A 23,736-nucleotide genomic window follows, 5' to 3' on the forward strand; every position below is an offset into this window, starting at 1 on the left:
CCGGTCGGATCAGCGAACCGTACCGCGACGAAACATGTTGACGATCGCGAGCAGGATCACCGCGCCGACCAGCGAGATCAGGATCGACTGGATGTTGAGCGCGCCGTCCATGATCGATGCGCCACCGATCAGCGGCGTGATCAGGAAGCCGGCCAGCAATGCGCCGACGATGCCGACGACGATGTTGAGGAAGATGCCCTGCTGCGCATCGGTGCGCATGATCATGCTGGCGACCCAACCGATGAGCCCGCCGACGACGAGAAGAATGATGAGGTTCATGATGAGGCTCCTGGACGATGATGATACTGGGTGATGGTACAGGGGGCTCAACAGTCGGGATCGCCGATCCGTTCAGTTTCGGCGCCGCGCCCGGATTTTCCGATTGGTGCTCACATACCGGTCGTATTGGTACAAATGTAGCGCCAGGCACGGAACCCGAGCCCCCTTTTGGTCGCTGGACAGGCATGACCAAGACCAACGGCAAGCCGCTCCACGCCCCGACGCTGCATCACCTGGAACAGCTCATGACGGGGTTGCTCGAAGGGGTGATCCTGATGGATCCGACCGGCATGATCCTCAGCGCGAACCCGGCGGCGTTGAAGATGCACGGCGTCAAGGCGTTGGCCGACCTGGGCGAGACCGCGGACGATTACGCGGCGCGCTTTCGGCTGCGGTACCGTGACGGTCGCAAGCTGCCGCGCCGCGAATATCCGTTGATGCGCCTTCTTGCCGGCGAAAGCTTCCCCGACCTGATCGTCGAGGTCTCGTCACCGGATGCGGACGAGCCGCGCTGGGTTCATCAGGTCCGCGACATCGTCATGGACGAGGATGGCGGCGATCCCGATTGCCTGGGTATGGTCATCAACGACGTCTCCGAACGGTTCGACGCGGAGGACCGGTTCCAGGCCATGTTCCACGCGAACCCCGCCCCTGCCCTCATCATGCGGGTCGCCGACCAGCGCTATGTCCTGGTCAACCAGGGGTTTCTCGACCTGTCCGGCTACGACCGCGACCAGATCGTCGGCAAGACGCTGTTCGATCTCGACTTCCTCGCCGAGGTCGAGCGCAAGCCGTTCGTCAAGGAACGCGTCGCCGCCGGCAAGACCGTGCCACAACTGGAGGCGGAACTGCCGCTTGCGGGGGGCGACAAGACGCTCGTCATCCTCGCGGGCCAGCCGATCGAGCTCGCCAACGAAGACTGCCTGCTGTTCACCTTCGCCGACTTGGAACCCCGACGGCGCGCGCAACTGGCGTTGCAGGCCAGTGAACGTCACTTCGCCTCGGTGTTCGAGATGGCCCCCGTCGCGATGGTCATCACCAAGGGCGACGAGAACCGCATCGTGCAGGTCAACGCCGCGTTCAAGAGCCTTACCGGCTACACCGATCACGCGGTCGTCGACCGGATCGCCGACGATCTCCAGCTGTGGAACGACGCCGCGCAGCGGGTGGAGCTGGAAACCGAGATCCGCGAGCGGAACGGCATTCGCGGCCACGATGTCCGCCTGCTCCACAAGAATGGCGAAACGCTGGACTGCCTGGTGTCCGCCGAACGGATCAGCGTCGACGGCACGCCCTGCGTCCTGTGGCTGTACCAGGACATCACGGCGCGCCGCCGCGGCGAACTCGAACTCGTCGAAGCGATCGACGCGGTGATGAAGGACGCCAACTGGCTCAGCCGGTCGATCATGGACAAGCTGGCGACCTTGCGCAATCCACGCGCCAGCTCGGGTGCCACGCCGCCCAGTACCGAACTCAGCAAGCGCGAGCGCGAGGTGCTCGAACTGATCTGCCAGGACCTCGACGATGCGGCGATCGCCACCCGGCTCGACCTGTCGCGCAACACGGTGCGCAACCATGTCGCGCGGCTTTACGCGAAGATCGGCGTCAACCGGCGCAGTGCCGCGATCGTGTGGGCGCACGAACGCGGCGTGGGGGCGTAACGCGTATCAGGCCTTGTGATGCGCGTGGAACAGCTTGCCGCCTTCGACCACATACACCACCGCCAGCACGCCCAGCCCGATCGCGAGATAACCGATCGCCAGCGGATAGGTCGTGCCGTTGTACGACTGGCCGATCAATGAGCCGACGATCACCGCGCCGACGCTGGTGATGAACCCCTGGATCGACGATGCGGTGCCGGCGATATGCCCGACGGGCTCCATCGCCATCGCGCCGAAATTGGAGCCGCACAGGCCGATGCACGTCATGCTCAGCGCCTGGAACAGCATGTAGGTCCAGAGCGATTCCGACCCTGCGGCGATCACGCCGATATGGACTACCGACAGCGCGATCAGCCCCAGCACCGCGGCCTGCGATATGAGGCGCGTGCCGAGGCGCTCGACCAGCCGGCTGTTGGCGAACGACGCGCACCCCATCGAAAACGCGCAGACCGCGAACAGGATCGTGAACCGCTCGCCCGCATGGAACTCGTCGACGAAGATCTGCTGCGCGGACGAAACGAAGGCGATGATCCCGCCGAACGTCATCGACGCCGCGACCGCATAGCCTGCCGAGTACCGGTTGGTCAGCGTCAGCGTGTACGCCTGGCGGAGCGACGCGAACGACAGTGGCGACCGGCGCTCGACCGGCAGCGATTCCCGCAACCGCGTCACTGACCAGGCAAGGACGAACGCCGCAAAGCCGGCCAGCGCGTAGAAGATGAAACGCCACGGACCGAACTGGAGCAGCACCTGCCCCAGGCTCGGCGCCATGATCGGCACCAGGAAGAAGATCATCTGCGCGACCGACAGCGTGCGCGCCATCTGGCGACCCGAATACCGATCTCGCACAATCGCGACCGCGAGCACGCGGGTCGACGCGGACATCAGCCCCTGCAGAACACGGGCACCGAGCAACGCCGCGAACGTCTGCGATCCGGCGGCGAAGATGCTCGCCGCGACGAAGCCCGTGAGCGTGACGAGCAGGATGATCCGGCGGCCGTAGCGATCGGCGAGCGGCCCGTACACGAGCTGCCCTGCGCCGAAGCCGAGCATGTACGCGGTGATGATCCACTGGCGATGGTTCGCGGTGGCAATGCCGAGCTGGTGGCCAATATCGGCGAGTGCGGGCAGCATCAGGTCGACGCCGAGCGCGTTGACCGCCATCAGTGCGGCGATGAAGGCAACGAATTCGCCTGGACGCATCGATGGGGCAGCAATTTTGTCGTTCATCGACGTCGCTTAGGACTGTCCCGGCTCGAACGCCATGCCCGAGCGCTGGACTCGATCGCGATGACGGAAAGGTGATGGCGACTGATCGAACGACGAGGATGCCGCCGACCAGTCGCCGATGCGCTTAGGGCTTCTTGAACTTGTAGACGAACTGGTCGGTCGTGCCGCGGATCGCGGGGTCGAATACCGGCTTGGTGTGATCGTCGGCCGGATTGCGCAGTGCGGTGGACTCGCCAACGAACTTGAACCCTGCCGCCTGGACCTGCGCCTTTACCGCCGCCGGGTCGATCCGGTGCCGTGTCTCGGTCCCGCTCAGGCCGCTGCCGGGGGCATCCGCATGATCGATCACGACGTAGATGCCGCCGCGCTTCAGCATGTTGAATACCGCCTTGTCGAACGCCTTCAATGCGCCCTCGCCGCCGCCGTTATTGGCGATGTCGTGGTAGTTCTGCACGGTCCAGAACAGGTCGACCGGCTTGGGCGAGGTCGGCAGGTTGGTGGTCTGGACGACGGCGGTGACGTTGGCGAGGTTGCGCGCCTGAAGTGCCGGCAAAGTCTTCTCGGCGTATTTCGCGCCGGCCGCTGGCCAGACCGCGTAGACATGGCCCTTGGGTCCGACCACGCCAGTGAAAATGCGGGTCCAATACCCCGCACCCGGCAGGTAATCGACGACGACGTTGCCCGGGCGCACGCCGGAGAAGGAAAGGACGTCGGCGGCCTTGCGGCGGGCATCATCGCCTTGCTGGTCGGCGCGCGCCGGATCGGCAAGCGCGCTGGTGACCGCGGGGCTGACCTTCTGTGCCTGCGCGGCCGTTGTGCTCGCCGCGATCGTCATCGCCACTGCAACGCTCGTCCAGATCGTTTTCATCATCCGTCTCCCACCGTCCGGACGACAATGCCGGCTCGGTGGGGAGGATCGACCCGAAGCGGCCGCTAGTCCAGATCGTTTTCGCTGATGACGACGATCTCCTGGTCGGGATCGCGCGCCAGTGCGACGACGCCGAGCTCTGCGATCTCTTCGGCATGCTGCTTGAAGATCGCCACGGCGTCGCCTTCGGGCGATACCGTGCTCAGTGCTTCGAGCACGTCGTACTGGACCGCGAACTGATAGCGCTCCTCGCTCACTTCGGCCTCGAACTCGACCTGACGCAGGTCGCTATTGTCCTCGAGGGTCTTGGTATCGATGTTCAAACGGTCTTCGGCCATGTCTTCGCTCCTGCTATGCGCCGACAACAGTCCGGGGGCGGAATCGAGCCATTCCACCCCGAAAAGTGCGGTTGCTTAAAGCCCGATCTGAAGGTTGGCGCGCAACGACAGCGCGACGCGGCCCTGTTGCTGCTCGGCGTTGAACTCGCCGCCCATCCGGAAGATGCCGTTGCCGCCGACGCCGCGCAGCTTGCCGACCCAGCCGCTGGTACGCTTGTCGGGGGTCAGCGTGAACGACTGGCCACCTTCGAACGACGCGGTGGTCGCGCCCAGACCACCACCGACGATCTGGCGGCGCCCGCCTTCGGCTTCGACGCGGAACCAGCCATTCTCGAACTTGGGTCCGCCGAAGTTCAGCCCGAGTGCGCCGCTGCCGGTGACCGCCAGCTCGTCGCTGGTCCGCGACCGCACGACGAGGTCGATCGCCTTGCCGCCGCCGGTCTCGCTATAGCCGTCCTCCTTGAGCTTGTAATAATCGATCGCAAGGACCGGGCGGAAGGTGAGCATGCCGGTGCCGGCCTCGTACGACAGGCCACCGGACGCCGCGTACAGCGTGCCGTCCCAGTTGCCTTTGGCGGTCCGGGCAACGGCCTCGGCACCGATCGCGCCGGCGAACTGACGGACACCGTCGAACTTAACCTTCGCCCCCGACGCACGCGCGTTGGCCTGGAGGCCGCCCCAATGCCCGCGCCAGTATCCGGCCAGCTCATACTGGTCCGAATTCACCTCGTTGTCCGTGCCGTCGTCGGCATCCTGGCCGTGCAGATAGGCGAGCGAGGTCCCGAAATTGCCCACGCTCGTCTTGTATTCCGCGCCCGCCGAGACGCCCCAGCCGCTGATGTCGTAGCCCGCCGTATCGGCGACGCTTTTCGACGTGCCCCACGCGACCTGCGTCACCCAATACCCCCATTTGCCTTCATCCTTGAACGGGCCGTGCGGGTCGGCGAGCAGGCGGGCGGTGGCGCGCGAGCCCATCGTCACGGTCTCGAACGTGCCGCCGGCATGGTCGGGCAGCATCTGGCGGACCGAGCCGCGGAACGCGTCGGCTTCGGTGATGTTGAGGAACGCGCCACCGACCTTCGAGTCGTTGCCGAGCGCCTTGTAGATCGCGTCATACGCCGACGCCTGCGAGCGGTTGAGCCCGAGTTCGGTCGACGATTTGCGCGCGATGTCGACGGCCAGGTCGTTGCCCGTACCGGTCGCGATGCTGCCCTTGTAGAGGAACGGAAGCGTCGTCGTGGTCGCGGTCAGGTTCGCGGCACCGGTCAACGTGCCCGCGCGCAGGACCGTGTAGCGGCCCTCCGCATCGACGACGCTGGTGAGCTTCAGGGCAAGCTTCGAGTCCTTGTCGAACGATGCCGTGCCCGCGACCTGGATCGCCGTGCTGGTGCCGCCGGTCTTGTCGAGTGTCACGGCGAGGATACCGCCGCCGCCGACCGACAGCGACGCGATCGACGCAGCCTTGGTGATGTCGAGCGTGCCGCCGTTGACCGCGACCGCGAGGCCGCCCGAATTGGCGAGCGTGCCGGAGAAGCGCGACGTGCCGCCGAGCGTCAGCGTGTCGGTACCGCCGCCGAAGTCCGCCGCGCCGCTGAACACCGAAGTTCCCGCGAGCGTGAGCGCGTCGTTGCCAGCGCCGAACACTGCGCCGCCGGAGAAATTGGCATCGCCCGACAGCGCGAGACGGTTGTTGCCGCTGCCGAAGCGCGCGGTGCCGGTGACGGTACCGTCCGCGACGTCGAATACGTCGTTGCCGCTGCCGAAGCGGATGTCGCCGACGATCGCGGGCGACGCGATGCCGGTCGCGACTGAGGTCTGGCGAACGATCGTGCCGGTGGTGTTCGCCGAAAGGTCGATCGCGACGTTGCGCTCGGACGTTGCCAGTGCACCCGATGCGCCGATCCCGCCGCTGTTCTCGACCAGCGTAACGGTGCCCGAGCGATCGAGGATGGCGATCGCGGTACCATCGGCGGCCTGCGCGGTCGCCTTGATCGTGCCGCTGTTGCGGATCGTGGCGACGGATGCGCCGGTGTCGACCAGGACCGCCGTCGAACGCGATGCGGTCGTGCCGCCGCCTGCCGCGGCGATCGTGCCGGCGTTGCGGATTTCAGGCGTCGACGCACCTGTACCGAGCTTCAACGCGGTCGCACTCGCGCCGTTCGCGGCTGCCGCTACGGTGCCGTTGATGCCGATCCCGCCTGCGATCGTCACTGTGCCGCCAAGGCCACCGATCGCCAGGCCATTGCCCTCGACGCCGCCATAGACGCCGCTGCCCGCGATGCCGCCATCTACGATCAGGCCGAAGCCGGTGCCTGTCCCCGCAACCGCGCCGATGGCGACGGCGCGCGTGGCCGATCCGATCTGCACCGCCGGGGCCGCGCCGAACGTGGTGATCGCGGCCGAGCCTTCGGTGGCGTCGGGAAGACCGTCCTTGTCCTCGTCAGTGTCGGTCGTGCTCGCGTCCTTCGGCGGGACCGCGAAGATGATTCCGCCCGATACGTTGCCCGCGACGATCAATGCCGAGCCACCCTGCAACAGGTCGTCGGCGTCGAGCTTCGAGACGTCGGCGGGTGCCGTCGCATAGCGATAGCCGGTCGAGCCGAGCGCGCCCTGCACCACCAGCGCACCCGCGATGTCGCCATCGACGCGTGCGGCGACCGCGCCCTGCCCGATCGCCGCGATCGTGCCCGCGAGCCGGACGTTGCCGGTGACGTCGGCGATCCGCACGCCGGTCGATCCGTTGCCGGTGACCGAGGTCTGGCCGTCATGCGTGAAGGCGCCGGTCAACGGTCCGCCGAGCCAGATACCGGCGGAGTTGTTGCCCTTCACCGTGATCGCGCCGCTGTTGACGATCGCGCCCGTGTACGCGCCCACGGTGCGGATGCCGGTGCGTCCGGTGCCCGCCGCAAACGGGCCGTCGAGGTCGCCGTCCTTGTCCGTGTCGGTCGCGACATAGCTTTCGTCGATGATGATCTTGCCGGTCGTCGTGTTGGTGATCCCGCCGCTGGTGCCGACATTGGCGAGGATGCCAGTCGAGCCGTCGGCGTTGGTGACCTGGATCGTGCCTTCGTTGGTGACCGAGTTGACGCTGTCGACGGTGACCGCAGTGCCGGTAGTCGGCGTCACCGAGCCGGCGGCGGCGATGCGGATATTGTCGGGGGCGCCGGCCTTGATCGTCGAGGTCCGCACCGTGTCGGTCCGCTTGGTGTCGATCACGGTCTGCGCCTGGGCGCCCGTCGTTACCGCGAACAGGCAGGTGGTGGTCAGCAGGAGACGACGCATACGGAACCCTTTTCGATGTGTTTTCGAGAAGAGGACGGAGACGCGGCCTGCGAACCTTGAAGCGCGCTATATTATCGTGCGGCACAATGACCGAGGCGGCGCGTTGTGCGGCGGATATCTTCAGGGAAATGCCAGCATGATCACCACCATCGCCGAACTCGACCGCATCCGCGACGACAGCAAGCGCCTCGTCACGACGCGCTCGATGATGTCGGCGGGCGCGGCGGTCGTGCCGATCCCCGGCGCGGACATCGTCGCGGACATCGGCCTGCTCACCAAACTGCTGCCCGAGATCAGCAAGCGCTTCGGGCTCGATCACGAGCAGGTGAAGAAGCTCGAGCCGCAGCTTGCGCAGCAGGCGCTGGTGATGGCGTCGAGTCTCGGCAACACGATGATCGGCCGGATGGTGACGAAGCGTATCGTCGTAGCGCTCCTCCGCCGCGTTGGTGCTCGCATCGCGGTGGGGTCGATGGCGAAGTTCGTGCCTTTTGCGGGCTCGGCGGTGGCGGCGACGATCAGCTTCGGCGCGATGAAGCTGGTCGGTAATTCGCACGTGGAGGATTGCTACAAGACGGCGCTGGCGTTGTTGCCGGCCGATCAGCGGGCACTGGTGAACGCGAAGGGGTGAGCGTCGGGACCTTCTAGCTCCCCTCCCTGGAAGGGAGGGGCTGGGGGTGGGTCGGCCCGCCTGAGCCACCATTGTTCGAACACGCGGAAGCCGACCCACCCCCGACCCCTCCCTTCCAGGGAGGGGAGAAGTTAGAAGGCGGCGTCCAGGCCGATGCGGATGGTCCGCGGACGCTGTGGCGTGATCTGCCCGCTCTCGACTTGGAACGGCGTTCCGAGCGCGAACCGGTTGCCGACGCTATCCGTCAGGTTCGTAACCCCGAGCGTCACGCCCAACGATGGCCGCCCGATCCGTGCAGTAAGCGCCGTATCGAGATAATCGCCCTGCTCCTCGCCCAGCACCGGCCCGACACCCAATCGCGACCGCCCGACATAACGCGCCCAGCCATACACCCGCAGCTCCAGATCCCGCCCGATATCACGCCGGTAATCCGCCCCCAGCCGCCCGGCATAGCGCGCGATGTTCGGCACCTGGCTCATCCGCGCGAGCGCCACGAACAGCGCAGCACTCGGTTCGGTCACGCGGCTGTCGTTATAGGTAAAGCCCGCGTCGAGCGTCAGCCCGGCGATCGGTTTCCACCCGCCCGCCGCGCTGAACGTCCAGATCCGCCCGTCGCCGATGTTGGCGGTGCTCGGCAGGCCGGTCGCGTCGATGAAGTCCGCCTGGATATCCTGCCAGATCGTGTGCGACACGCTCGCCGTCAGATAGGCGCGATCGACCCCGGCGAGCCCGACGCGCACGCCGGTCTCCAGCGTCCGCACGCGATCATTCTCGAACCGCCGCACGAAATCGCTCTCGATCGCAAGCCCGCCGGGCCGAAATCCCTGCTGGTAGCGGCCGTATAGCGACACCTTCGGCAACACTGCGGCGATCAGCGAGGCGGACGGCAGCACGCTCGTCTCGATCCGGTCCGCCGTCACGCGCGCACGGGCCAGCGCGACCGCTTCCAGCCGTGCCGGTGCGATATCCTCGCCGGTCCCCGCGAGCGACGCCCGCGTGACCCGCGCGCCGGCGGTGGCGGTCAATCCGCGCACCAACTGCACGCTCCCCTCGCCGTACAGCGTCGCCTCGTCGATGCTGTTGGTCACGCCCGTCACCGGCGCGGGCGCATCGACCGGGCCGAGCGAGCGCGATAACCGCGTGCGATTATGCGTGTAACTGCCGCCGACCACCCAGCCGAACCCGTTTCGCATCGGCCGCCATACCCGCGTCTCGTTCGCGATCATGTCGGTCGCGTTGCGCTGGGCGAACACGCGCGGACTGCCCGCGGCCGCCGTCAGGGGGCTGCCGAATGCAGGCCAGTTGGTAATCGGTAGCGTCGGATCGACGGCCGGCAGGGTCGCGTCGTACCGTTCGGTCAGCGTCTGGCTGACGATCCCGGTCGAGGACTTGACCTTCAGCCCGCCGATCGTGCCCGAGACGACGACCTGCCCCATCGTGTAATCCGCGGAGAACCCCTGCACGATGGCGCTCGACCGCGTCAGCGGCGGCGCGTCGCGGTCGGCATATTGGCTGTCGTCGCCCTTTGTCCATTGCCCGATCCCGCCGAGATCGACCGTCCAGCCATTCCCCGCATCGAGCCGTAGCGCCGCTCGCCCGCCACCGATCCGCGTCCGGTTCACGTCACGGCGGTCGAGCACCGGGTTGTCGATATACCCGCCCTCGCTCACGCCGTAGCCGACGACGCGCAGCGCGACCCGCTCGCCGAGCGGCATGTTCAGCGTCGCGCCGAGATCAGCCCCCGGATCGCCGTGCCACGTCGCGGAGAGACCGCCCGCGATCGACGCCGACACCGCGCCCAGTTCCGGCGCGTTCGGCACGGTGCGGATGATGCCGCCGAGCGACCCCGCGCCGTACAACGTCCCCTGCGGCCCTTCGAGCACTTCGACCGAGGCGACATCGTAGAGCCGCAGATCGGGATCGGGCGCATTGTAGCTCAGCCGCAGGTCGCCGAAATACTGGCCGACGGTGGTCTGGGTCGGTCCGGTAAAGCTGGAGTCGGCGATGCCGCGGATGAACAGCTTGTTGCGGCCGGCGCCGAGATGCGTCGACGATACGCTGGCCAGCCGCGCGAGGATCGCCTCGGTCCCGCCCGCGCCGCCGAGCGCGAGGTCGACGCCATCGAGCAACGCGACCTGGCCTGCGAAATCACGGAGTCGCACGTCGCGCTTGCTGCCGGTGACGACGATGTCCGCACCCTGTACCGCCGGCGGTGCGGCGATCGGCACGACCTTCGGCCGCTTCACCCGAACGACGCGGGGCGTGCGGGCAGTCAGGCGCCACCCGAATGCGCCCGCCGCGACGACATCGGCATTCGCCGCAGTCGCCAGCCGGTCGAGTGCCTCGCGCGCGCTCATTCGTCCGCGTACCGCGGGCACGCGCCGCGCCCACAAGGCCGGATCGCCGACGACGATGCTCGTCCCCGACTGCCGCCCGAGCGCCAGCACCGCATCCCCAAGACGCCCCGGCGGCAAGTCGACCGCCCCCTGCCCCGCCTGCGCAGGAGCGGCGACGGCGAGCGCCGCGACGACCAGACATCCGCGCATCCTCACGAGCGCGAGGACATCACCCAGTGACCGCCACGCTTGCGGATCGCGACACCCAGCAACGGCGCGGCACGCCGGGGATCACCCGACAGCTTGGCCGTCGCGATGCTGCCGCTGAACGCGCGCTTTGCGACGCCCGGATCGGCGCGCAGGTCGACGCCGAGTGCGCGCGACAGGTCGTCCGCGACCTCCGCCAACGTCACGCCTTCGTACGCCAGCACGCTGTCGCGCCACGATCCGACGCTGGCGACATCGACCGCGGTCACGGTCGCCTTGCCGTCGCGCACCACCAGCCCCTGCCCCTTCACGAGCCGGATGCCGTCGCGGCCCGGATTATAGTCGACCGCGCCTTCCGACACCGCGACGCGCGTTTCGCCGCGCGCACGCTTCACGTCGAACGCGGTGCCGACATCGACCAGCCGCGCGCCGCCGACGCTCACCTCGAACGGATCGCTGTCGTCGTGCCGGACGACGAACATCGCCTCGCCGCGCTCGAGCGTCGCGACCCGCGGGTCGTCGCGATCGAGCAGCAGCCGCGTCGCGCCGCCCATCGCGATCGTGCTGCCATCGGCGAGCCGAACCGTCCGCATCGCGCCCGCCGCCGTCTCGACCGCATAAGGATGCGCGCGCGTTTCGATCGACTCATACCCTACGAACAGCGCGAGCGACGCGGCGATCGCTCCACCGGCCCAGACCGGCCAGCGCCTCCGCGGAGGCTGCATAACGATCGGCGCGGCCTGCACGGGCGGCACCGTCGCCGCCATCTCCTCGATATCCATCGCCATCGCATGATACGCAGCCGCGTGACGCGGGTCCGCCTCCAGCCAGGCGTGGAACGCCGGCCAGTCGTCGAACGCATCGCCGCCGGTCCGGACCACCCAGTCCAGCGCGGTCTCGTTCAGCGTGCGTGCTTCGATGTCGTCATGCTCCGCCATCATGGCCTCCTATAGCCGAAGACGGAGACGTTGCGATCAAGCCTCATCGTAACGTCGCTTTGCATCGATCATCGCACGATAGGCTTTGCGCAGGTCGCCCTCGACCGTGCTGAGGCTTACGCCGAACTCCGCCGCGACCACACGCTGCTCGACGCCGTCGATCCGGTGCCGTCGGAAGATACGCGCCGCCCGGTCGCCAACCGACTGCAACGCCGACTCCGCCAAGGCCGCCTGCTCGCGGGCGATCACGACGCGTTCGGCGGAGGGCTCCTCGGAGCGGTCGAGCGACGGTCCCCCCGTCGCCTCGGTCCATTCGCGATCACGCTTCTCCGCCTGCCGTACCGCGCGGTGGCGATCGAGCATCAGGTTGTTCGCCATCCGGTAGAGATATGACAGCGGCGACGCGATTGGTCCGGTCGGGGCGGTCTGGATCCGCACCCACAGTTCTTGCAGCAGATCCTCCGCATCGCCCGCGCCGAGCGAACGGATGAACCGCAGCAGCGTATCGCGATTTGCTAGGAAAACGGCCTCAAGGCCCGAGGAGTCCATGTCATGCCCGTGTCGATAGGCCGCCGATCGGCGCTCGGCGGCACCGTGTTCCCGGCGGGACGTACAGCGCTTGGCGGGGAGACACAATCAGCGCGCCCCGTACCGGGTTACTGGTGCAACAGCGTCCAGCCCTGCGGCAGGTAGTCGGTCGACATATAGTAGTAGAAGAGGCACGTCCCGTCGCGGCGGTAGGTGCCGCCCTTGACGAGGCCCAGCGCGGTGCTGCCCTCGAACACCGGCGCGCCGCTGTCGCCGGCCTTGCACGTCGGCCCCTCGACCGCGACCCAGGTCGGCAGGCACGCGCCACCGCACAGATCGCCCGCCGGTGCGAAATCGACCATCGCGATCACCGCACAGCTATAGCCGGTACGCTCGCCGCGATGACACACGAAGTCGCCCGCGCGCGTGCTCGTGCGGTAGCGCCACGTGGCGACGGGCCGCGCGAGCGTCTTGGCGGTATCCGCGTAGAACAGCGGTGCGTAGCCGACGTCAGGCGCGGTCGCGACGTTGACTTGTACGTCCTGATACCCCCAGCCCCATTGCCCGACGAACGCCAGCGGCCATTCCTCGCGGCTGCCGTCCGAAGGGCGCTTGCCGACGTAAGAGAGCGTGTCTGGGCAATGCGCCGCGGTGACCACGCCGTTCCGCACCCCGTCGGACACGACGAAGCCGGTCGTGCAGGCATAGCGCTTGCCATCGACCGTCCCGACCACGCGTCCGCCACCCTCGATCGCGCCACTGCCAACCGGGGCGGGTATGAGCGTGGGGACTGGAACGACCTGATCCTGCGCCATGTTGACTGGCGGCTTATCAACGGCTTCGATCCGCACCGGAACGCCGGTCATCGTCGCAATTCGGGTGCGTAGCGCGCCATCGCGGTCGAGATCGGCATCGCCCGACGCGATCATCACGACCAGTTCGCCGGTCCGCTGGTCGACACCAAGCCCGGGCGGGTGCGGGAGGGACTCGCGGATCTTGGCCTGATACGCCGTGATCGCGGCGAGCACCGCCTCGCGCGTCGCAGGTGCGCCAGTGCGGAAGACGATCGGCACGACCATCCCGCCCGCCATCACGGATTGGTCCGCGACCGGATCGGTGCCGGTCAGCAGCACGACGATGCGGTAATTCGGCTGATGCTCGATCGCGACGCCGGCCCAGCGATCCTTGTAGGTCTCGCGGAGCGCGTCGGTCGTCGGCACGGTGGCGCCCTGCGCGCGCATCCGCCGCAGCGCCTCGTCGAACGAAACGCCGAACCGGGTCGCATACTCTCCCGCGTCCTGCATCAGCGCATCGACCGGCAGTTGCACCTGCGCCGCCGATGCCGGCCCCGCCCCGAGTAAGAGCAACGCCGCCGCCAGAAGCCATCGAACCGAAATAGTGAACATGAACGACGAAATCCTGGGCGCGCGGGTATTCTGGGGCGTCATACCGTCATGATCTGAACCAGTGCTTTCACGCAAGCGATCGAGGTGATTGCGCGCGATCTCGCAAGCGTCCTATCAAGCACGCCATGAAGATCATGCTCTCCGCCAGCCTCGCCGTGCTCGCCTTTGCGAGTGCCCCTGCCGCCGCCCGGCAACTCACCATCGACGACGTGACGATGCTCAGCCGCGTCGGTGCGCCGACCGCGTCGCAGGACGGGCATTGGCTCGTCTGGGCGCAGCGCGAGACCGATCTCGCGGCGGACAAGGGACGCTACGATCTCTGGCGGCTCGACTTGAGCAAGCCGGGCGCGACGCCGGTGAAGCTGCTCGCCGATCCGCAGGTCAACGAGAACGACCCGCAGATTGTCGGCAACACCGTGTATTTCACGTCCGACAAGAGCGGCGAGGATGCGGTCTGGTCGGTGCCCGTTACCGGCGGCACACCGCGCAAGCTGACGAGCTTCAAGGGCGGGTTCAGTGGCTTCAAGGTCGCGCCGACGGGCGACAGGCTGCTCGTTTGGGCGGACCGCAAGCCCGGCGCGCCGAGCCTCGAGCCGGCGATGGTGAAGAAAGATCCGAACGCGGGCGCCGGGCGGACGTACGACCAGCTGTTCGTGCGGCATTGGGATACGTGGGCGGACGGCACGCGCTCGCAGCTGTTCGTGTTGCCGCTGACCGCCGCGGGTGCAACCGGGAACGGCGTTCCGCTGGTTGGCGCGCTGGTCGGCGATGCGCCATCCAAGCCGTTCGGCGGTGCCGAGGAAGTTTCTTGGAGCCCAGACGGCCGCACCGTCTACTTCGCGCTGCGCGAAGCCGGCCGGATCGAGTCGCTGTCGACCAACCTCGACATTTTCTCGGTCCCTGCGGACGGCTCGGCGGCACCGGTCAACCTGACCGCGACGAACAAGGCGACCGACAACCTTCCGACGGTATCGCCCGATGGCCGCACGCTCGCCTATTTCGCGATGCGCCGGCCGGGGTTCGAGGCGGATCGCCAGGTGCTGACGCTGCGCGATATCGCCACCGGCAAGACGGCGTCGCTGACCGAGCGCTGGGACCGGTCGGTCGGCTCGATCGCGTGGGCGCCGGACTCGAAGTCGCTCTACGTGACGGCGGACGACACGCAGGAGACGCCGCTGTTCCGTGTCGATGCGACCACCGGCGCGGTCACGCGGCTGACGCAGGAGGGGCATGTCGCCGCGGTTGCGATTACCCCGCGTGGTGCAGTGGTGGCGATCGACAGCCTGACCGCGCCGGACGATTTCTACCGTGTCGCCGGGTCCGGTGCGCCGCAGCAGCTGACGCAGGTCAACGCCGCCAAGCTCGCCGGGATCGACATGCCGACGGTCACGCGGTTCAACTTCAAGGGCGCGAACGCGGACACCGTCTGGGGCTATGCGGTGAAGCCGTACGGTTCCACGGGGAAGGTGCCGATCGCGTACATGGTCCACGGGGGCCCGCAGGGATCGAGCAACAACAGCTGGTCGTATCGCTGGAACCCTGCCGTGTTCGCCGGTGCGGGCTACGGTCTGGTCGCGGTCGATTTCCATGGGTCGACCGGGTACGGACAGGGCTTCACCGACGCGATCAGCAACAACTGGGGCGGCTGGCCGCTGGAGGATCTGAAGAAGGGGCTGGCGGCCGCGACCGACAAGTTCGCGTGGCTCGATGCCGACAACGCGTGTGCGCTCGGTGCGTCGTACGGCGGCTATATGATGAACTGGATCGAGGGGCAGTGGCCCGATCGCTTCAAGTGCATCGTCCAGCATGACGGCGTGTTCGACGCGCGCGCGATGGCGTACGAGACCGAGGAGCTCTGGTTCGACGAATGGGAGCATGGCGGGAAGGCCTATTACGAGGACCCGCAGGCGTTCGAGAAATGGAACCCGGTAAATTATGTGGCGAAGTGGAAGACGCCGATGCTGGTGATCACCGGCGAGAAGGACTTCCGCATTCCGTACACGCAGGGGTTGGCGACGTTCACCGCGTTGCAGCGACGCGGGATCCCGTCGCGGTTGCTGGTCAACCCGGGCGAGAACCACTGGGTGCTGAAGCCGAAGAACTCGCGGCAATGGTATGGGGAAGTGTTGGGCTGGATGGGGAAGTGGACGGCTAAGTAGGGGCTGCCTCTTTCAGCCTCAAAAGCACCACCCCGGCGAAGGCCGGGGCCCAGTTGGAAAGGTCGGAGTAACGGGGGACTATCCGCCGTTACCTCTGTTCCCCAATTGGGCCCCGGCCTTCGCCGGGGTGGTTGCGCGAGGTGACGGTTTCCTCTGGCTTACCTTGTTTCCCCGCGAAGGCGGGGACCCAGACTGGGCTCCCGCCTTCGCGGGAGAACAAGGTTAGAGCGGGCAACGCTCTCCCGGTCAGTGCGCCTTCGGCTTCTTCACCGCATGCAAGCCCAGCGCGATCGCGCCGCCCAGGATCAACCCGACGGTCCCCGAGAAGAACGCATTCATCACCCAATTCACCGCGCCCTTGGCGAACGGCACCGCATGCGAAGCTGCCTCCGCCGTATCGTGGATCCAGTGCGGCAAGGCGGTGAACCCGAACTCCTCAATCCCGTGAACGATGATCTGCCCCCCAACCCAGACCATCGCCGCCGTCCCGATCACCGACAGCGCCGACATCACGATCGGCATGCCCTTCACCAGCCCACGCCCGATCGCCTGCACGACCGCGCTGCTGCGCTGCGCCAGATGCAGCCCGATATCGTCCATCTTCACGATCAGCGCGACCACGCCGTAGACGCCGATCGTGATGACGATCCCGACCAGCGCCAGCACGATCGCCTGCTCCCAGATCGGCTTGGTCGCGACATCGGACAGCGCGATCACCATGATCTCCGCCGACAGGATGAAGTCGGTGCGGATCGCGCCCGAGACCTTCTGTGCCTCAAGCGTCGCTGCGTCGACCGGCTCGGCGACGACCTCCTCGGCATGACCGCCGCCGAACGCCTCGAGGATCTTCTCCGCGCCCTCGAAGCACAGATACGTGCCGCCGATCATCAGCAACGGCGTCAGCAACCACGGCGCGAACGCGCTCAACGCCAGCGCCGCGGGCAGGATGAAGACCAGCTTGTTGCGGAACGATCCTAGCGCGATCTTGCCGATCATCGGCAGTTCGCGCTTGGGCTCGAACCCGACCATGTAGCGCGGTGTAACGGCGGCATCGTCGACCACCACGCCGATCGCCTTGCTGCCCGCCTTGCCGGTGGTCGCGGCGATATCGTCGAGGCTGGCGGCGGCGAGCTTGGTGATCCCGGCAATGTCGTCGAGCAGTGCGACCAATCCTGTCGGCATCGATGGTGTCCTTCGCGTAAGTATCGGCGCTCGGTAACGTGACAGGATTGTCATGCAACGGCTTTCGCACTTGCGGTAGTGCGTGGCGGGCGGAATGGTTGCAGCCGACGCAGCCCAAGCGACAGGACGGATCATGACCCCCTCCCCGAACGACGACTTCATCACGAACCTGCCAAAGGCCGAACTCCACCTCCATATCGAGGGCAGCCTGGAGCCGGAGCTTATGTTCGCGCTCGCCGACCGCAACAAGGTCGCGATCCCGTTCAAGAGCGTCGAGGACGTCCGCGCGGCGTACAGTTTCACCAATCTTCAGACCTTCCTCGACATCTATTACGCGGGCGCCGCCGTGCTCCAGACCGAGGAAGATTTTCGCGATCTCGCAGTCGCCTATTTCGACCGCGTCGCGCAGGACGGCGTGGTGCATGCCGAGATCTTCTTCGACCCCCAGACGCACACGCACCGCGGCATCCCGTTCGACGTCGTCGCGCGCGGTCTGTTCGCGGGGATCGACGAGGCGCAGGCGAAGCACGGCATGTCGGTCGGGCTGATCATGAGCTTCCTGCGCCATCTTGACGAGGAAGACGCGTTCAAGACGTTCGCGCAGGCCGAGCCGTGGCTCGACCAGTTCATCGGCGTCGGGCTCGATTCGTCCGAGGTCGGCCATCCTCCGTCGAAGTTCGCACGCGTGTTCGCGGCGTCGGCGGATGCCGGACTGATGCTGTGCGCGCATGCCGGCGAGGAGGGCCCGCCCGCCTATATCCACGAGGCGCTCGACATCCTCCAGGTGGACAGGATCGACCACGGCAACCGCGCGCTGGAGGACCCGGCACTCGTCGCGCGGCTCGCGCGTGACGCGATGACGCTGACCGTGTGCCCCTTGTCGAACGTGGCGCTCCGCAACGTCGACCGACTGGAGAATCATCCGATCGACCGGATGCTCGACCTCGGCCTGCGCGCGACGATCCATTCGGACGATCCGGCCTATTTCGGCGGCTATATCGGCGAGAATTTCCGCCAGACCGCACGCGCGAAAAACTTGTCGCGCGAGCAGGTCGTGACGCTGGCACGCAACAGCTTCCTCGGGAGCTTTCTCGACGACGACGCGCTGAGCGGCCATCTCGCGACGCTCGACGCCTATGTGAAGGCGCATCCATGATCGGGCGGTTCCTGGCGGTCTTCGAGCCGTTCATCCTGATGCTGCTCGGCACCGTCGTGCTGGCGAGCCTGCTGCCGGCACGCGGCGAGATGGCGACGATCGTCGGTTACGCCGCCGATATCGGCATCGTCCTGCTGTTCTTCCTGCACGGCGCGAAGCTGTCGCGCGATGCGATCTGGGCGGGGCTGCGCAACTGGAAGCTGCATCTGGCGGTGCTGGCCATCACCTTCGTCGCGTTCCCACTCTTCGGGCTCGGGCTGACCGCGTTGCCGTTCGTCACCGGGCCGCTCGCCGCCGGGTTGTTGTTCCTGACGCTGCTCCCCTCGACCGTGCAGTCGTCGATCGCCTTCACCGCGATTGCGCGCGGCAATGTCGCGGCGGCGGTGTGCAGCGCGTCGTTCTCGAACCTGCTCGGCATCCTCGTCACGCCCGCGCTGGTCGCGCTGCTGATGAACACTTCGGGCAGCGGCGGGATCTCGATCGAGAGTATCGAGGCGATCGTGCTACAACTGCTGGTGCCGTTCGTCGCCGGGCATCTGTTGCGGCCTTGGATCGGCGCGTGGGTGACGCGCAACAAGAGCCTGCTGACCGTGGTCGATCGCGGTTCGATTCTGCTGGTCGTCTACAGCGCGTTCGGCGCCGCGGTGGTCGAGGGGCTTTGGACCAAATTGTCGCTCGGCGACCTGATCCTGATCGGGCTGTTGTGCGCCGCGCTGCTCGCCTTCGTGCTTGGGCTGACGTTTGCCGTTGCCCGGCTGATGAAGCTGCCGCGCGAGGATGCGATCGTGCTGCAGTTCTGCGGTTCGAAGAAGAGCCTCGCGTCGGGCGTGCCGATGGCGGGCGTGCTGTTCCCGCCCGCGCAGGTCGGCGTGATCCTGCTGCCCGTCATGCTGTTCCACCAGTTGCAGCTGATCGCCTGCGCGGTGATCGCGCGCCGCTATGCCGAGTCCGCACCGCGCGATATTGCTTCAGATTAATATCGTAACCCGCTGCGGGTATTTGCTTTGTTCCGCCGGGGGCTGCATGATCGAGGCTCGATAGGAGAGTTTCGGGTAGATGAACGCGTCGAGCGATATTGCCGGTTCCACCGATGGCGTGGGGCTGGACCTCAATGCGTGCGACCGCGAGCCGATCCACATTCCCGGTGCGATCCAGCCGCATGGCCTGCTGCTCGTCGCCGATGCGACCAGTCTAGCGGTGGTCGCGGGTGCGGGCGATCTCGAGACTCGCCTGACTCCCGACTGGCTTGGCAGCGACCTGTCGACGCTGTTGGCGCAGGACATCGATGCGACACTCACGGCCAATGACACGGTCGCCGGCGTGGCGCTTGCCGGACTGCCGGTAGCGGGCCTGACCGAGCGGTTCGACGTCACCCTCCACCGCAGCGCGGAGCATGTGCTGGTCGAACTCGAGCCCGTCGAAGCGGAGCCCGTCACCGCGGCCGGCATGCTCGGTCGGCTCAACGCGATGGCGATGACGTTCGAGCGCGCGAGCAATCTCCAGACGTTGTGCGAGCGCGCCGCGACCGCATTCCGGCAGTTGACCGGATGCGACCGCGTCATGGTCTATCGCTTCCTCGACGACGAGGCGGGTCGCGTGATGGCGGAGGACAAGGCGACGGGGCTCGGCACCTTCCTCAATCACCATTTCCCCGCGTCGGACATCCCCAAACAGGCGCGGGCGCTGTACGTGCGCAACCGGACGCGGACGATCCCGACGATCGCCTACGCGCCCGCGGTGCTCCGCCCGGCCGGGTTCGAGACGCTCGACCTGAGCGACGTGGCGCTGCGCAGCGTGTCGCCGATCCATCTGCGCTATCTCGCCAACATGGGCGTGGCGGCGTCGGCGTCAATCTCGATCGTCAAGGACGGGCTGCTCTGGGGCCTGATCGCCTGCCATCACGGCTCGCCGAAGGGCCTCACCCCCGACATCCGTGCGGCGTCGGCGACTCTGGCGGGCGGGCTCGCGCGCCAGATCCGCGCAAAGGAAGAGGCGGAGACGTACCGCGAACGGCTGCGGCTGCGCGCGGCGGAGGATGCGGTCATCCCCAAGCTCGCGACCGAGCCGGCCCCGCGCAGCATCGTCGCTGCGTTGCGCGACGATCTCCGGCGGATGCTCGACGGCGACGGCTTCGCCTATGTCGAGGGCACGATCGTCGATACCGACGGGCCTTGTCCCGGCAAGGACGACATTCTCGATCTCGCCGCATGGGCTCGCACGAGGGCCGTGATCGAGCCGTTCACGACGCATGAACTGTCGGCACTGTTGCCCCGCGCCGAAGCTTACCGTGCGCAGGCGAGCGGCCTGCTCGCGCTGCCGCTGGTCGACGAGGGGGCGGTGCTGTTGTGGTTTCGTGCCGAGCAGATCGAAGAGGTCGAATGGGCCGGCAATCCGCACAAGGCGGTGTCGGTCGATCCCAATGCGGTGCTGACGCCGCGCACGTCGTTCGAATCCTGGACGCAGGCGGTCAGCGGTCGATCGCGGCGCTGGACCCGGGAAGAGATCGAGGCCGCGCACCGACTGCGCCGCGCGTTCCATGACGCGCATATCAACCAGCGCCTGCGCCTGCTCAACGCCGACCTGCAACGGACGCTCGCCGACAAGGACGCACTGATCGCGCAGAAGGACGTCCTGATGAAGGAGGTCAATCACCGCGTGCAGAACAGCCTGCAACTGGTCGCGGCGTTCCTGTCCTTGCAGGCGAAGTCGTCCGACGACGCGAAGGTGAAGGAGCATCTTGCCGAGGCGCAGGCAAGGCTCGCCGCGGTCGCGCTGGTGCATCGCCGCCTGTACCGCGACGATCAGGTCGAGTCGGTCGACCTGTCGCGCTATATCGAGGAACTCGCGGGCGACATGCAGACCTCGCTCGGCGAGGAGTGGGCGGCACAGATGACGCTCGATCTCGCCCCCGTGCTCGTCGCCACCGATCGCGCGGTGAACATCGGGCTGGTGCTGACCGAACTCGTCATCAACGCGAGCAAATACGCCTATCGCGGCGATGCCGGCCCGATCCACATCATCCTCGAACAGCATCGCAACCGACTGCGGCTGATCGTCGCGGACCAGGGCGTCGGCAAGTCGGGGACGCGGATCGGCTTCGGCAGCCGGATGATGAACGCCATCGTCGCCGGGCTGTCGGGCACGATCGAGCAGGACGACAACATGCCCGGCTTGCGCGTGATCCTGACAGCGCCGGTAGACGACGTCCGCTGATCACCAGTTGAAGCGGAGCGATCCGACGACGGTGCGCGAGGCGCCGAAGTAACAGCTGTTGACGAAGAAGCAGCTCGCGATGTGCCGCTTGTCGAACAGGTTGGCGACGTTCGCAGTCAGGCTCAGGCCCTTGAGCGACTCGTCGAACTTGCCGAGATCGTAGCCGAGCACCGCATCGACCAGCACATAGCCCGGCGACTGGAACCGCGTGGTGAGCGTCTGGTTCGCCTCCACGCGGGTCGCGGTGCCGTCGGACTTGCCGACATACCGCACGCCGCCGCCGATATTGAACCCGGACAGCGCGCCGCCGCCGGTACGTGACAGGTCGTAGTTGACGAAGCTCGACGCGCTCCACTTGGATATGCCGAGCGGCTTGGTGCCCGTGACGCCGCTCAGCTGGTCGCCGGTGCCGACGACCGGCGTACCTCGCGTGACTTCGGGGACGGTATAAGTGCCGGCGACCGTGACGGTCAGGCCCGGCGTGATCTCCCCTCGCCCATCGAGTTCGATGCCCCGCACCGCGACCTCGCCGATCTGAATCGAGAAATTCGCGTTGGCGGGATCGGTCGTCGGCACGTTCTGGCGGCGCAGGTCGAACGCGGACAGCGTGAACAGCGCGTTGGTGCCGCGTGGCTGATATTTCAGCCCTGCCTCGTACTGGCGGCCGGTGACCGGCACGAACGATGCGCCGTCGAAGCCGGTGCCGGTCTGCGGCTCGAAGCTTTCCGAATAGCTGACGAACGGCGCGAGGCCGAACTTGGTCTCGTACAGCGCGCCGAGGCGTCCGGTGAACGCGGTCTGGTGGAGCCGCGTCACCCCGCTCGCCGCCCCTGCCGCGGCGTTGCGGTTCACCGTCGTCTGGTCGTACCAGTCGTAGCGGCCGCTCGCGATCAGTTGCAGCCCGCCGATCGCGATCTGGTCCTGCACATAGGCGCCGACCTGGTCGATCTTGCGGAAACTGCGCGTCTGGGTGAGCGGGAAGTTCGGCTGCACGCCGCCATAGACGGGCGCGAACAGGGTCAGGTTCGGGATGCTGGTCGCCGGATTACCCGTGACGCCGGTGTTGAACTGCTGGTCGTTGTTACCCTCGTTGTTCTGCCAGTCGACGCCCGCGAGCAGCGTGTGCTGCAACGGTCCGGTCGCGAACTTGGCGGTCGCGTGGTTGTCGATCGTGATCGTCCGGAACGACTCGTCCGACCCACCGCCGCCGCGCACGATCGTCGAGAAATCGGTGTTGCGATTGGCGCCCGTACCGGTGGTCGCGAACGCGGAGAGGTATATCTGGCGATAATGGAGATCGACGTCGAGGTAGCGCGCGCTGGTCGCCCAGCTCAGCCGGTCGTTGAAGTCGTGGCGGAACAGCAGCGTGGCCGATTTCTGCTTGCGATCGAACGCCTCGTACGCCGGCTCGCTCACGTTGAAGTCGGTCGCGAACTGGCCAAGCGGATTGGCGAGCGCCGAGCCGTAGACCGGCACGCCGCTGTACGACGCAGATTCCGGATCGCGCTGGTAATTGAGGATCAGCGTCACGCTCGTCGCCTCATCGGGCGCAAAGGTCAGCATCGGCCGCGCGTAATAGCGCCGATTGCCGGTCATCGCGACGAACCCGTCCGATCGCTCCGCGCCGGCGATGACGCGGAACAGCCACTTGTGATCCTTGTCGAGCGGCTGGTTCACGTCGATCGCCGACCGCAACAGGTCGAAATTACCGCCCGCCAGCTCGATGCGCCCACCGGACTCCGCATAGGGGACCTTGCTGGTGAGATTGACCAGTCCGCCCGGCGTCGAGTTGCCATAGAGGACCGAGGCCGGGCCCTTGATCACGTCGACGCGCTCGACGAGGTGGAAGTCGATCTGCGGCGTGGAATAGACGCCGCCGAGCAGTCGCATCCCGTCCATATACTGGCCGGGCGCGAAGCCGCGGACGTAGAGCTGGTCGTAGCGCGTGGCGACGTTGCCGCGCTGGTTGGGCGAGACGCCCGCGACATAGCCGAGCGCCTGGTTGATCGACAGCGCGTTGCGGAGCGTCAGTTCCTTCTCGTCGATACTGGTGATAACCTGCGGCGTGCGGATCAGCGGCGTCTCGGTCTTGGTACCCGTGCTGCCGGTCTTGCGGATCCGCTCGCCGTTGACGACGATCTCGTCCTTGCGCGTCTGGATATCATCCTCCGCCATCGCGGGTTCGACCGTGGCAACGACGGTGGGAGCCGGCACATGCTCGGCCGCGAATGCCGGCATCGCGATGCTGCCCAACGCTGTCCCCAACAGCATCCCGACCATGAAACGTCCCCGCATAAGCGATACCCACTTTGATATTGATAATGA

General features: G+C 67.0%; 17 protein-coding genes. 6 read left to right on the top strand and 11 right to left on the bottom strand.

Features of this window, described 5'->3' with window-relative positions; genetic code table 11:
* Window positions 1–9 precede the first annotated feature (9 nt).
* Window positions 10–279 carry a GlsB/YeaQ/YmgE family stress response membrane protein gene (locus J4O76_RS15205; RefSeq protein WP_056061356.1) on the bottom strand — a complete coding sequence of 90 codons (270 nt, stop codon included), beginning with the start codon at window positions 277–279 and terminating at the stop codon, window positions 10–12.
* A gap of 185 nt (window positions 280–464) precedes the next feature.
* On the opposite strand from J4O76_RS15205, the gene J4O76_RS15210 reads away from it, so the two are divergent.
* Window positions 465–1,940 (top strand): PAS domain S-box protein, encoded by a 1,476-nt coding sequence (locus J4O76_RS15210; protein WP_426282691.1) that lies wholly within the window; start codon window positions 465–467, stop codon window positions 1,938–1,940.
* 6 nt (window positions 1,941–1,946) lie between these two features.
* On the opposite strand, the gene J4O76_RS15215 is transcribed toward J4O76_RS15210, so the two are convergent.
* The 4 genes from J4O76_RS15215 to J4O76_RS15230 all read right to left on the bottom strand — a co-directional run bounded on the left by J4O76_RS15215 (window position 1,947) and on the right by J4O76_RS15230 (window position 7,658).
* Window positions 1,947–3,143: a multidrug effflux MFS transporter gene (locus tag J4O76_RS15215; protein WP_107952523.1), complete on the bottom strand. Its 1,197-nt coding sequence runs from the start codon at window positions 3,141–3,143 to the stop codon at window positions 1,947–1,949.
* 151 nt (window positions 3,144–3,294) lie between these two features.
* Window positions 3,295–4,041 carry a class I SAM-dependent methyltransferase gene (locus J4O76_RS15220; RefSeq protein ID WP_426282693.1) on the bottom strand — a complete coding sequence of 249 codons (747 nt, stop codon included), beginning with the start codon at window positions 4,039–4,041 and terminating at the stop codon, window positions 3,295–3,297.
* Between the two features lie 62 nt (window positions 4,042–4,103).
* Window positions 4,104–4,376 (bottom strand): DUF1488 family protein, encoded by a 273-nt coding sequence (locus tag J4O76_RS15225; RefSeq protein ID WP_056061362.1) that lies wholly within the window; start codon window positions 4,374–4,376, stop codon window positions 4,104–4,106.
* Between the two features lie 75 nt (window positions 4,377–4,451).
* Window positions 4,452–7,658, bottom strand: coding sequence for an autotransporter outer membrane beta-barrel domain-containing protein (locus J4O76_RS15230; RefSeq protein WP_426282696.1), 3,207 nt, complete (start codon window positions 7,656–7,658; stop codon window positions 4,452–4,454).
* Between the two features lie 136 nt (window positions 7,659–7,794).
* Here J4O76_RS15230 and J4O76_RS15235 point away from each other — a divergent pair, with 136 nt between their 5' ends.
* On the top strand, window positions 7,795–8,286 hold the full coding sequence (locus J4O76_RS15235) for a hypothetical protein (RefSeq protein WP_426282698.1): 492 nt from the start codon (window positions 7,795–7,797) through the stop codon (window positions 8,284–8,286).
* Window positions 8,287–8,417: 131 nt separating this feature from the next.
* Here the strand turns inward: J4O76_RS15235 and J4O76_RS15240 are convergent, their stop codons facing one another.
* From J4O76_RS15240 to J4O76_RS15255, 4 genes are all read right to left on the bottom strand, one after another.
* Window positions 8,418–10,832 (bottom strand): TonB-dependent receptor, encoded by a 2,415-nt coding sequence (locus tag J4O76_RS15240; protein ID WP_426282700.1) that lies wholly within the window; start codon window positions 10,830–10,832, stop codon window positions 8,418–8,420.
* A 2-nt stretch (window positions 10,833–10,834) separates the two neighbouring features.
* Window positions 10,835–11,770, bottom strand: a complete 936-nt coding sequence (locus tag J4O76_RS15245; RefSeq protein ID WP_426282702.1) for a FecR family protein — start codon at window positions 11,768–11,770, stop codon at window positions 10,835–10,837.
* A gap of 33 nt (window positions 11,771–11,803) precedes the next feature.
* Complete coding sequence (locus J4O76_RS15250) at window positions 11,804–12,316, bottom strand: RNA polymerase sigma factor (protein ID WP_426282704.1); 513 nt, start codon at window positions 12,314–12,316, stop codon at window positions 11,804–11,806.
* Between the two features lie 107 nt (window positions 12,317–12,423).
* A complete protein-coding gene (locus tag J4O76_RS15255; RefSeq protein WP_426282706.1) occupies window positions 12,424–13,701 on the bottom strand; it encodes a hypothetical protein in 1,278 nt (425 codons plus the stop codon).
* 125 nt (window positions 13,702–13,826) lie between these two features.
* Between J4O76_RS15255 and J4O76_RS15260 the strand changes: the two genes are divergently transcribed.
* On the top strand, window positions 13,827–15,860 hold the full coding sequence (locus J4O76_RS15260; protein ID WP_426282708.1) for a prolyl oligopeptidase family serine peptidase: 2,034 nt from the start codon (window positions 13,827–13,829) through the stop codon (window positions 15,858–15,860).
* Between the two features lie 246 nt (window positions 15,861–16,106).
* Here J4O76_RS15260 and J4O76_RS15265 read toward each other — a convergent pair whose 3' ends face one another.
* Window positions 16,107–17,042: a DUF808 domain-containing protein gene (locus tag J4O76_RS15265; protein WP_426282710.1), complete on the bottom strand. Its 936-nt coding sequence runs from the start codon at window positions 17,040–17,042 to the stop codon at window positions 16,107–16,109.
* Between the two features lie 133 nt (window positions 17,043–17,175).
* Here J4O76_RS15265 and J4O76_RS15270 point away from each other — a divergent pair, with 133 nt between their 5' ends.
* From J4O76_RS15270 to J4O76_RS15280, 3 genes are all read left to right on the top strand, one after another.
* Entirely contained in the window at window positions 17,176–18,198 is a 1,023-nt protein-coding gene (locus J4O76_RS15270; protein WP_426282712.1) for an adenosine deaminase, read from the top strand.
* Window positions 18,195–19,175, top strand: coding sequence for a bile acid:sodium symporter family protein (locus tag J4O76_RS15275; RefSeq protein WP_107951846.1), 981 nt, complete (start codon window positions 18,195–18,197; stop codon window positions 19,173–19,175). The genes J4O76_RS15270 and J4O76_RS15275 overlap by 4 nt, the downstream gene beginning before the upstream one ends.
* Before the next feature lie 79 nt (window positions 19,176–19,254).
* Window positions 19,255–21,411: a histidine kinase dimerization/phosphoacceptor domain -containing protein gene (locus tag J4O76_RS15280; protein WP_426282713.1), complete on the top strand. Its 2,157-nt coding sequence runs from the start codon at window positions 19,255–19,257 to the stop codon at window positions 21,409–21,411.
* Here J4O76_RS15280 and J4O76_RS15285 read toward each other — a convergent pair whose 3' ends face one another.
* Window positions 21,412–23,706, bottom strand: a complete 2,295-nt coding sequence (locus J4O76_RS15285) for a TonB-dependent siderophore receptor (RefSeq protein WP_426282715.1) — start codon at window positions 23,704–23,706, stop codon at window positions 21,412–21,414. It lies immediately after the preceding gene.
* Between the last annotated feature and the right edge of the window lie 30 nt (window positions 23,707–23,736).

The sequence above is a fragment of the Sphingomonas sp. NFX23 genome, assembly GCF_049887795.1.
Classification (GTDB): Bacteria; Pseudomonadota; Alphaproteobacteria; order Sphingomonadales; family Sphingomonadaceae; genus Sphingomonas.

What these genes read in the sequence shown, in the direction of transcription:
- J4O76_RS15240 (WP_426282700.1), bottom strand. Translation starts at nt 10,832, where the DNA reads ATGCGCGGATGTCTGGTCGTCGCGGCGCTCGCCGTCGCCGCTCCTGCG.
- J4O76_RS15260 (WP_426282708.1), top strand. Translation starts at nt 13,827, where the DNA reads ATGAAGATCATGCTCTCCGCCAGCCTCGCCGTGCTCGCCTTTGCGAGT.
- J4O76_RS15220 (WP_426282693.1), bottom strand. Translation starts at nt 4,041, where the DNA reads ATGATGAAAACGATCTGGACGAGCGTTGCAGTGGCGATGACGATCGCG.
- J4O76_RS15225 (WP_056061362.1), bottom strand. Translation starts at nt 4,376, where the DNA reads ATGGCCGAAGACCGTTTGAACATCGATACCAAGACCCTCGAGGACAAT.
- J4O76_RS15280 (WP_426282713.1), top strand. Translation starts at nt 19,255, where the DNA reads ATGAACGCGTCGAGCGATATTGCCGGTTCCACCGATGGCGTGGGGCTG.
- J4O76_RS15205 (WP_056061356.1), bottom strand. Translation starts at nt 279, where the DNA reads ATGAACCTCATCATTCTTCTCGTCGTCGGCGGGCTCATCGGTTGGGTC.
- J4O76_RS15250 (WP_426282704.1), bottom strand. Translation starts at nt 12,316, where the DNA reads ATGGACTCCTCGGGCCTTGAGGCCGTTTTCCTAGCAAATCGCGATACG.
- J4O76_RS15215 (WP_107952523.1), bottom strand. Translation starts at nt 3,143, where the DNA reads ATGCGTCCAGGCGAATTCGTTGCCTTCATCGCCGCACTGATGGCGGTC.
- J4O76_RS15265 (WP_426282710.1), bottom strand. Translation starts at nt 17,042, where the DNA reads ATGCCGACAGGATTGGTCGCACTGCTCGACGACATTGCCGGGATCACC.
- J4O76_RS15235 (WP_426282698.1), top strand. Translation starts at nt 7,795, where the DNA reads ATGATCACCACCATCGCCGAACTCGACCGCATCCGCGACGACAGCAAG.
- J4O76_RS15230 (WP_426282696.1), bottom strand. Translation starts at nt 7,658, where the DNA reads ATGCGTCGTCTCCTGCTGACCACCACCTGCCTGTTCGCGGTAACGACG.
- J4O76_RS15245 (WP_426282702.1), bottom strand. Translation starts at nt 11,770, where the DNA reads ATGATGGCGGAGCATGACGACATCGAAGCACGCACGCTGAACGAGACC.
- J4O76_RS15210 (WP_426282691.1), top strand. Translation starts at nt 465, where the DNA reads ATGACCAAGACCAACGGCAAGCCGCTCCACGCCCCGACGCTGCATCAC.
- J4O76_RS15275 (WP_107951846.1), top strand. Translation starts at nt 18,195, where the DNA reads ATGATCGGGCGGTTCCTGGCGGTCTTCGAGCCGTTCATCCTGATGCTG.
- J4O76_RS15285 (WP_426282715.1), bottom strand. Translation starts at nt 23,706, where the DNA reads ATGCGGGGACGTTTCATGGTCGGGATGCTGTTGGGGACAGCGTTGGGC.
- J4O76_RS15270 (WP_426282712.1), top strand. Translation starts at nt 17,176, where the DNA reads ATGACCCCCTCCCCGAACGACGACTTCATCACGAACCTGCCAAAGGCC.
- J4O76_RS15255 (WP_426282706.1), bottom strand. Translation starts at nt 13,701, where the DNA reads ATGTTCACTATTTCGGTTCGATGGCTTCTGGCGGCGGCGTTGCTCTTA.